The sequence below is a fragment of the Photobacterium sp. GB-36 genome (assembly GCF_003026135.1).
Taxonomy (GTDB): domain Bacteria; phylum Pseudomonadota; class Gammaproteobacteria; order Enterobacterales; family Vibrionaceae; genus Photobacterium.
The window spans coordinates 20,139-27,728 of record NZ_PYNY01000039.1 but is presented as its reverse complement, the minus strand read 5'-3'; the positions used below and the strand labels follow the sequence as shown (position 1 = coordinate 27,728).

Annotated in this window: 5 protein-coding genes and 3 tRNA genes; all 8 read left to right on the top strand. The window is 42.4% G+C overall.

Annotation, left to right across the window (positions count from 1 at the left end; translation table 11 throughout):
* The first annotated feature begins 26 nt into the window (after positions 1-26).
* The 8 genes from C9J46_RS20305 (at position 27) to C9J46_RS20270 (ending at position 7,479) form a co-directional block, all read left to right on the top strand.
* Positions 27-103 (top strand) — tRNA-Arg (locus tag C9J46_RS20305).
* A 51-nt stretch (positions 104-154) separates the two neighbouring features.
* Positions 155-231, top strand: a tRNA-Arg gene (locus C9J46_RS20300).
* Between the two features lie 51 nt (positions 232-282).
* Positions 283-359, top strand: a tRNA-Arg gene (locus tag C9J46_RS20295).
* A gap of 443 nt (positions 360-802) precedes the next feature.
* Complete coding sequence (locus tag C9J46_RS20290) at positions 803-1,057, top strand: oxaloacetate decarboxylase subunit gamma (protein ID WP_107208699.1); 255 nt, start codon at positions 803-805, stop codon at positions 1,055-1,057.
* Between the two features lie 56 nt (positions 1,058-1,113).
* Positions 1,114-2,895: a sodium-extruding oxaloacetate decarboxylase subunit alpha gene (gene oadA, locus C9J46_RS20285; protein WP_107291438.1), complete on the top strand. Its 1,782-nt coding sequence runs from the start codon at positions 1,114-1,116 to the stop codon at positions 2,893-2,895.
* Between the two features lie 9 nt (positions 2,896-2,904).
* On the top strand, positions 2,905-4,041 hold the full coding sequence (locus tag C9J46_RS20280) for a sodium ion-translocating decarboxylase subunit beta (RefSeq protein ID WP_107208701.1): 1,137 nt from the start codon (positions 2,905-2,907) through the stop codon (positions 4,039-4,041).
* Positions 4,042-4,171: 130 nt separating this feature from the next.
* On the top strand, positions 4,172-4,618 hold the full coding sequence (locus C9J46_RS20275; protein WP_045153637.1) for a YqaA family protein: 447 nt from the start codon (positions 4,172-4,174) through the stop codon (positions 4,616-4,618).
* Between the two features lie 11 nt (positions 4,619-4,629).
* Complete coding sequence (locus tag C9J46_RS20270) at positions 4,630-7,479, top strand: pitrilysin family protein (RefSeq protein WP_107288116.1); 2,850 nt, start codon at positions 4,630-4,632, stop codon at positions 7,477-7,479.
* Positions 7,480-7,590 lie beyond the last annotated feature (111 nt).

Below are 7,590 nucleotides of genomic sequence, written 5' to 3'. Positions count from 1 at the left end.
GCTTGTTGCTGTTACACCGATTTAGTGCGCGCGTAGCTCAGCTGGATAGAGTACCTGGCTACGAACCAGGCGGTCGGAGGTTCGAATCCTCCCGCGCGCACCATTATTTAAACGTGATAAGCCTCAAGGCTTGTTGCTGTTACACCGATTTAGTGCGCGCGTAGCTCAGCTGGATAGAGTACCTGGCTACGAACCAGGCGGTCGGAGGTTCGAATCCTCCCGCGCGCACCATTACTTAAAAGTGATAAGCCTCAATGCTTGTTGCTGTTACACCGATTTAGTGCGCGCGTAGCTCAGCTGGATAGAGTACCTGGCTACGAACCAGGCGGTCGGAGGTTCGAATCCTCCCGCGCGCACCATCATTTAAAGCCCAGCTTTTGCTGGGCTTTTTTGTATCTGTTGTTTTCTGATTTCTAAGTATTACTAAGCCTTTATAATATTATTGTTAATAAGTAATAATAATGATTTTATTTGCTTAGTATCAATAAGGGTATCTAACTGCTTATTTGATACGATAACTTCTCTTTTTTAGCTGAATGCTATCCTTTCTAGATATTTTTAAAATTCCTTTTTTTATTACATTTCAGTATGTTGATTCTATATATGCAATCTTTATGTATTTGTATTCATATTGTGTCTGCATGTAATGAAATCTTGCAATTAAGACTGATAAATATGCTTTAATTTGAGTAAAAATCAGACTGATGTTGCAAAAACAACCAATTTTTGTGAATCAATTTGACTTGTTTTCAATTGTCGTGATAATCGTTAACACTACGGTCACAACTAGAAGGAATTTATGATGACTGATCTGGGAGATGCGCTGTGGCAAGCAGCGGTAATTATGGCGACAGGAATGGTCGTTGTATTTGTCTTTCTGTCAATCCTTATTTTTTTGGTTCATTTGTTGGCAAAATTTGCGCCAGCTGACCAAATTGAAGCGCCTAAAGCTGCCAAGCCGGCAGTGACCCAAAATCAAAACGGTATTAAGCCTGATGTCATTGCAGCTATTTCTGCTGCTGTTCATCAATATCGTCAAGCTAAAAGCACTAGCTAATTTCACAGCACACAGTTTTGATTTAAGGACACTTATTCTTACAAGGAGTTTTGAACATGTCCAAGCCTCTAGCTATCACCGATGTTGTATTGCGTGATGCACACCAATCTTTATTTGCTACCCGTCTTCGTTTAGAAGATATGCTTCCTATTGCCGCGCAACTTGATGATGTTGGTTATTGGTCGTTAGAAACATGGGGTGGTGCAACATTTGATTCGTGCATTCGCTATCTTGGTGAAGATCCTTGGGAGCGTCTGCGCGCATTAAAGCAAGTGATGCCAAAAACACCGATGCAGATGTTACTTCGTGGACAAAATTTACTTGGCTATCGCCATTATGGTGATGATGTTGTAGAGAAGTTTGTTGAGCGCGCACACGCGAATGGTATGGATGTTTTCCGTATTTTTGATGCCATGAATGATGTGCGTAATTTTGAAAAAGCCGTAAAGTCGACGATTGATGTTGGTGCTCATGCGCAAGGTACTATTTCTTACACAACAAGTCCGGTTCATACTTTAGATACATGGACCGATCTTGCTAAGCGTTTAGAAGATCTCGGTTGTCACTCGCTATGTATCAAAGATATGTCAGGTTTATTGAAGCCTTATGAAGCGGAAGAGTTAATTAAGCGTATCAAAGCATCATGTGATATTCCGCTAGCTTTACACAGCCATGCTACAACCGGTTTATCTACAGCGACAGCAGTGAAAGCCGTAGAAGCGGGACTCGATATTCTTGATACATCGATTTCATCAATGAGCCAAACTTACGGTCATACACCAACTGAAACAGTGGTAGCTATGCTCCAAGGTACAGGACGTGATACCAACCTTGATTTAGAAAAGTTCGCACCTATTGCCAGCTACTTCCGTGATGTACGCAAAAAATATGCGAAATTTGAAGGCAGCTTAAAAGGTGTTGATGCACGTATTCTATTAGCACAAGTTCCTGGCGGCATGCTAACTAACATGGAAAGTCAGCTAAAAGAGCAAGGTGCTGCTGATCGTTTTGATGAAGTGTTAGAAGAGATCCCACGTGTACGTGAAGATCTTGGCTTTATTCCACTGGTCACCCCAACATCACAAATTGTCGGTACTCAGGCTGTATTGAATGTACTGACTGGTGAGCGCTATAAGAGCATCAGTAAAGAAACGGCGGGTATTCTAAAAGGTGAATATGGCGCAGCACCAGCGGCTGTAAATAGTGATCTTCAAGCGAAAGTACTTGAGGGTGCTGAGCCTATTACTTGTCGTCCAGCTGATTTAATTGATGATGAGTTAGCTATCTTAACTGATGATCTTGTCGCAAAAGCTAAAGCTGAGGGTATTGCGTTAGCCGATCAACAAGTTGATGATGTATTAACGTATGCATTGTTCCCGCAAGTTGGACTTAACTTCCTTAAAAATCGTAATAATCCTGATGCCTTTGAACCTGCACCAACAGGTGAAGAAGTAGTAACCACTGCCGCTGAAACGAAAACGGCATCTGAGGTTGAAAGCTATAGTGTACGTGTTAATGGTCAGGTTTATAACGTTGATGTTGCTGAAGGCGGTGAATTGTCTTCTGTGGAAGTGGCACAGCAACCAGCAGCTCCTGTTGCTGCCGCATCAGCTCCAAGTGCAACTGCTGAAGCTGTTGGTGCGCCATTAGCAGGGAATATCTTTAAGATCAATGTTCAGCCAGGTCATCAAGTAACAGAAGGTGATGTTCTTGTGATCTTAGAAGCGATGAAGATGGAAACCGAAGTACGTGCCGCACGTAGTGGTGTGGTTGATCAGCTACATGTTAAAGAAGGTGATTCCGTCACTGTCGGTTCGCCGATCATTAGTTTGTCATAAGAGGTAACCATGGAAGGTTTATTAAAACTCTGGTCCGAAACTGGGATTGCAAACTTTGAATTCGGTCAGATCGTGATGATCGTGGTTGGTTGTGGTTTGTTGTTCTTGGCCATTCGTAAAGGCTTTGAGCCATTATTATTACTGCCTATGGGCTTTGGTGCCATTCTTGCCAATATCCCGAATGCTGGGTTTACTGATCCTGGTGGTTTGCTTTATTACATCTATTACGTAGGGATTGAAACGGGTATTTTCCCGCTATTAATCTTTATGGGTGTAGGTGCAATGACCGACTTTGGCGCGCTGATTGCAAACCCTAAAACCTTGTTATTAGGAGCAGCGGCGCAGTTTGGTATTTTCTTTACCTTATTTGGCGCTATTTTACTTAACGTTGTACCGGGAATGGAATTTTCGCTAGCAGATGCTTCGTCAATTGCGATTATTGGTGGTGCTGATGGCCCAACGGCTATTTTCTTAGCAAGCCGATTGTCCCCTGATTTACTTGGTGCGATTGCGGTGGCAGCTTACAGTTACATGGCTTTAGTACCAATTATTCAGCCACCAATTATGAAAGCACTGACGACACCTGAAGAGCGTCAAATTCAGATGCAGCAGCTTCGTCACGTGACGAAGATGGAAAAAGTATTGTTCCCATTAGCTGTACTGTTGATGACGATTTTGTTCTTACCATCAGCAACCCCATTAGTCGGTATGTTCTGTTTAGGTAACTTAATGCGTGAATCTGGTGTTGTGGATCGCTTATCAAATACAGTACAAAACGAGTTGATCAACATCGTGACAATTATGCTAGGTTTAGGTGTTGGTTCGAAGCTTGAAGCTGCAACATTCCTACAAATCGAAACATTAGGTATTTTGGTACTGGGCGCGGTTGCATTTAGTGTTGGTACTGGTGGTGGTGTATTAATGGCAAAAGCGCTTAACCGTTTTAGTAAAGAGCCAATTAACCCATTAATTGGTGCAGCAGGTGTATCTGCCGTTCCAATGGCGGCACGTGTGGTGAATAAGGTGGGTTTAGAGTCAAACCCTCAAAACTTCTTATTAATGCATGCAATGGGACCAAACGTAGCTGGTGTATTGGGCTCTGCTGTAGCTGCAGGCATCTTGTTAGCATTGGTGGGTGGAAGTTAAGGTATTTCTTTCACTACCTAGTTAAAAAGGCAGCGTTTCGCTGCCTTTTTTATTTAATGACAATATAAAAATATGTTCAGTTATCGCTTCAAATGGCACACTTTGCCTTCCTAATAAAAAGGTGACAGACATGACTGATTTATTTACCGGGGATACGGGCTTATGGGTTCTATTTGCGACCGGATTTCTTAGTGCCACATTGTTACCAGGCGGATCTGAAGCGAATCTTATCGCTGCTGTCAAATTAGGGGATAACCCGATATGGCAAATAGTAGCGGTCGTTGCGATAGGTAATACCTTAGGTGGATTAACTAATTATTGGTTAGGACTTTTACTACCAGATAAAACTTCAGAGCAAAAACAGAGTCATAAAGCGTTATTGTGGCTAAAAAAATACGGCTACTGGAGTTTGTTACTTAGTTGGATGCCAATTATTGGTGATCCCTTATGTTTAGCGGCAGGTTGGCTACGGATGCGATTTTGGTGGTGTGCAGTAGTCATTTTAATTGGTAAAACATTACGTTATATCGCATTAGCTGCAATCGTATTGGGACTTTTCCCTGCATTATCGTTTTAAGGAATTCGAGCGTGAAAAAATGGATCCTGAGTGCAGCCGTCGTGTCATTGACAGGTTGTACTCAATTTACTGAACAGCAGACTACCCAAGTGTTACCAAAAGGGGTAACGTTTATTGAGCAAGTTAAAGCGGTACAAGGGAAAGCTGTGATCCCTTATAGTAAATACCGTTTGGCTAATGGGTTGACTGTTATTTTATCGCCGGATCACTCTGATCCGTTAGTGAATGTGGATGTGACTTACCATGTGGGCTCTGCGCGAGAGCAACAAGGTAAATCAGGTTTTGCGCACTTTTTTGAGCACATGATGTTTCAAGGCTCTAAGCATGTTGGTGATCAACAGCATTTCAAATTGATCACAGAAGCGGGCGGTAATTTAAATGGCAGTACTAACCGTGATCGCACGAATTATTTTGAAACAGTCCCAGCCAATCAATTAGAGAAAGCCTTGTGGCTTGAGTCTGACCGTATGGGCTTTTTACTTGATGCGGTATCTCAGCGTAAGTTTGAAATTCAGCGTGATACAGTGAAAAATGAGCGTGCACAAAACTTTGAAAACCGTCCGTATGGTTTGATTTATGAAAAAATGGCGGAAGCATTATACCCTCGTAGCCACCCATATTCATGGCAAACCATTGGCTATGTAGAAGATTTAGATCGTGTTGATGTTAACGATCTTAAAGCTTTCTTCCTGCGTTGGTACGGGCCAAACAATGCGACCTTAACCATTGGTGGTGATATTAATAAAGCGCAGACATTGGAATGGGTGAATAAATACTTTGGCTCTATTCCACGAGGTCCTGAAGTAAAGGATGCACCGAAGCAGCCTGTGACATTGCCGTCTGATCGTTACATTACACTGCAAGATAATATTAAGCAGCCCATGTTAATGATGGCCTGGCCGACAGCGTATTTAGGTGCAGCAGAACAACCATCATTGGATATGTTAGGCCAAGTGATTGGAAGTGGCACGAATAGCTTACTTTATCAAAAGCTGGTGAAAACAGGTAAAGCTGTTGATGCCGGCGCATTTCAAGATTGTGCAGAGCTTGCTTGTAGCATGTATGTGTATGCGATAGCACCAAGTGGTGATAAAGGTCACCTAGACACATTACGTAAAGAAGTGATGTCTGTCGTTAACGGCATTGAGCTACAAGGGATCAAGAAAGCCCAACTGGATGAAATTAAAGGCTCGGTTGAAGCGAGTGCGATTTATGGCTTACAAAGTGTCAGTGGTAAAGTGTCGCAACTTGCGGCTTATCAGACTTTCTTTGGTAATCCTAACTACATTGCAACGGAACTAGCGAATATTGATAAAGTAAATACGCAAAGCGTAATGCGTGCGTATAACCAGTATATTTATCAACACCCGAGTGTTACGCTCAGTGTTGTTCCACATGGTGAATTACAACTGCAGGCAGCGAAACCCAATTATGCGCCTGCGCCACGTGTGTTACCTAAAAATACCAAGATCAATGATCAAGATTTAGCTTACCGTACGGTTAAAGATAATTTTGATCGTTCAGTGATGCCAAAGGCTTCAAAACCAGTGAAAGTCGTCATGCCCACACTGTATGAGTTTAGCCTTGCGAATGGGATCAAAGTGGTTGGTACCCAGTCCCAAGAAACTCCAACGATCAGCTTACAGTTAACCGTACCTGCAGGGCGTCGTTTAGATCCTGCAAGTAAAGAAGGTTTAGCTGAGCTGACGGCTGCGATGATGAATGAAGGCTCTGAGAAATATACCGCAGAGCAAATGGCATCTAAGTTAGATACTCTTGGCAGTAATATTTCAGTACATGCTGGATTATATGGCACCACGATTTCACTCAGTACGCTAACGAAGAACTTACCTGAAACGATGGCGTTATTAGAGCAACGTCTTTTCCATCCCGCCTTTAAAGAAAGTGATTTTAAGCGTCTTAAAAAGCAGATGATTGAAGGTATTGTTTATGAGCATCAAAGTGCGGATTGGTTAGCGGGGCAAGCAACACGAGAAGTCTTATTTAAAGGTACTGTGTTTGGGCGTCCAACGGATGGTACTAAGCAAACGTTGAGCCATATTACCCTGCAAGATGTAAAAGACTTCTATCATCGTTATTACACTCCTAACAGTGCTGATGCGGTAGTGGTGGGCGATATAACACAAGCGAAACTAGTACAAGCGTTAGCGCCTATCGGACAATGGCAAGGAGAACCTGCGCCAAGTATTGCACCACAAGTTCTACCTGTATTAAAGCAGCAAGCAATTTGGTTAGTGAATAAGCCTGATGCTCCACAAACGGTGATCCGTTTAGTACGTCAAGGGATGCCATTTGATGCCACCGGTGAGCTATTTAAAACCCAATTGGCTAACTTTAATTTAGCGGGTAACTTTAATAGCCGTATCAACATGAATCTACGTGAAGATAAAGGCTTTACCTATGGCGCGGGAGGCTATTTCAGTGGCGGAAAAGAAGTGGGTGTGGGAGTTTATTATGCTCAAGTTAGAGCCGATGCGACGGTTGCCTCTATAAAAGAGTTTCTCGCCGAACTAAAGAAAATGAGCACATCAGGATTAACCGATAAAGAGGTTAACTTTATGCGCTTAGCTGTGGGTCAGAAAGATGCCCTTAGTTATGAGACGCCAAGTCAAAAAGCATCATTGTTAGGTAATATCTTAGCTTATGATTTACCAAAGGATTTTGTCGCTCAGCGAAACCATATTGTCGATACTATTACTAAAACGACAATGGATAAATTAGCGCAGAAATGGTTTAACCCGAAAGATTATCAAATTATTGTGGTGGGTGATGCGAAGACATTGGAGCCACAATTGAAAGCGTTAGACTTACCTGTTCATTTGCTTACATTAACGAAGTAACAGGTACTCAGTAACAGCTAGTACCGAGTGCTAGTTGTTACTGCTTAGTAAAAGTCTTTCGCAAGTTTTGCTGATATAAATGATGGTAATCAGATGCAATAATGATTACTC

Coding starts and splice junctions, on each gene's coding strand:
- C9J46_RS20290 (WP_107208699.1), top strand. CDS start 803: ATGACTGATCTGGGAGATGCGCTGTGGCAAGCAGCGGTAATTATGGCG.
- C9J46_RS20280 (WP_107208701.1), top strand. CDS start 2,905: ATGGAAGGTTTATTAAAACTCTGGTCCGAAACTGGGATTGCAAACTTT.
- C9J46_RS20275 (WP_045153637.1), top strand. CDS start 4,172: ATGACTGATTTATTTACCGGGGATACGGGCTTATGGGTTCTATTTGCG.
- oadA (WP_107291438.1), top strand. CDS start 1,114: ATGTCCAAGCCTCTAGCTATCACCGATGTTGTATTGCGTGATGCACAC.